The organism is Microbacterium sp. B24 (assembly GCF_000333415.1).
Classification (GTDB): domain Bacteria; phylum Actinomycetota; class Actinomycetes; order Actinomycetales; family Microbacteriaceae; genus Microbacterium.
Map to the genome: position 1 here is coordinate 1 of NZ_BADB01000409.1, position 1,645 is coordinate 1,645.

Genomic DNA, 1,645 nt, shown 5'->3' on the forward strand with positions numbered 1-1,645 from the left:
GGCCCGCTGACGGGCAGGTCCTTCCCCTGGACGACGAGAGCCAAGACCGGTTGATCCTGCCCTACAGCGAGAACCAGATCGTCTACGAGCGCGCGGGCGCGGCGGAGAACACGGGCGAGGGCGATGGCCCGACATCCGCTGAGTTCCACTTCGTGGAGGCGGAGGACGATATCGATCCCGACCCCGACGGCCGGGACGAGTGACGCCGGAGCCGGCACGCGCGCTCGAGATCGAGCTGACCTTCGACGTCCACGGCGACACCCCGCTTCCCGACCTGTCGGGTCTGCCGGGTGTCGCCGTCGTCGAGGGGCCTGCGCGTCGCGACCTCGATGCCCGGTATCTGGATGTGCCGGGCTTCGCCCTGGGACGCTCCGGCTACGCGGTGCGCCGTCGCACCGGCGGACCGGACGAGGGATGGCACATCAAGGGACCCAAGACCGCTGACGGCGGGCGGCTGGAGACGCATTGGCCGCTCGATGGAGCGAAGGGTGGCGCGTCCGCGGGCGAAGTGAGCGTCCCGGATGCCGTCGCCGCCGCCGTGGCAGAGATCGCCTCCGGCGCCCTGGCACCCATCGCCCGCATCGTCAACGATCGCCATGCCTACGCCCTCCGCGATGAGGCGGGCGCGCTCGTCGCGGAATTCGTCGACGACCACGTGGTCGCGACCGACGAGACCCGCGGTGTGCAGACGACATGGCGCGAGTGGGAGTTCGAGCTCGGACCCGCGGCGCCCGTCGGCGCCACCCGCACTGCGCTCTTCGATGCGGTCACCGCTGCCGTCGCGGCGGTGGGCGGACGCCCCGCGGCATCCGATTCCAAGCTCGCTCGCACGCTCGGCCTCTGATCGCGGCTCGCTCGGATGCCGCGAAACCACTGACGCCGCCCCCGGCTTCGGTTGGGGCGGCGTCAGTCGTAGGAGTCAGCGTACTCCAGAGCTCACGGAGCTCAGAGGTTGATCATGTGTCCCGCGAGACCGTGGAAGGCCTCCTGCAGAGCCTCGGACAGCGTCGGGTGGGTGTGCACGTTGCGCGCCAGCTCCAGAGCGGTCAGGTCCCACTTCTGGGCGAGGGTGAGCTCCGGCAGCAGCTCCGACACGTCGGGGCCGATGAGGTGGCCGCCGACGAGCTCGAGGTGCTCGGCATCCGCGATGAGCTTGACGAAGCCGACCGGCTCGCCGAGGCCGTGCGCTTTGCCGTTGGCCATGAAGGGGAAGGTCGCGACCTTGTACTCGCGTCCGGTCTCCTTGTACTGCGCCTCGGTGTAGCCGAACGACGCCACCTGCGGCGAGCAGAAGGTCGCACGCGGCATCATGCGGTAGTCGCCGAGCGCCATGGTCTCTGCGCCACCGATCGTCTCGGCGGCGACGACGCCCTGCGCCTCGGCGACGTGGGCGAGCTGCAGCTTGGCCGTGACGTCACCGATGGCGTAGATGCCCTCGACGTTGGTACGCATGAAGTCGTCGATCTCGATGGCGCCGCGCTCGGTGAGCTTCACGCCGGTGTTCTCCAGGCCGAAGCCCTCGACCCGGGGAGCGAAGCCGATCGACATGAGCACCTTGTCGGCTTCGATCGAGCCCTGCGCGCCGCTCTTGTTGTCGGTGTAGGTCACCGTGACCTTGTCGCCGGAGTCGACGACCGACTCCACC

The 1,645-nt window shown here is 69.7% G+C and carries 3 protein-coding genes; 2 read left to right on the top strand and 1 reads right to left on the bottom strand.

Annotation, left to right across the window (positions count from 1 at the left end):
* On the top strand, positions 1-203 hold a 203-nt coding region (locus I5I_RS12215), incomplete at its 5' end, for a hypothetical protein (protein ID WP_036319987.1).
* Positions 200-844 (top strand): CYTH domain-containing protein, encoded by a 645-nt coding sequence (locus I5I_RS12220; RefSeq protein WP_036319989.1) that lies wholly within the window; start codon positions 200-202, stop codon positions 842-844. The genes I5I_RS12215 and I5I_RS12220, both read left to right, overlap by 4 nt.
* A 101-nt stretch (positions 845-945) precedes the next feature.
* Here the strand turns inward: I5I_RS12220 and I5I_RS12225 are convergent.
* Positions 946-1,645 (bottom strand): FAD-dependent oxidoreductase (locus tag I5I_RS12225; RefSeq protein WP_036319992.1); only part of this gene is annotated, 700 nt, incomplete at its 5' end.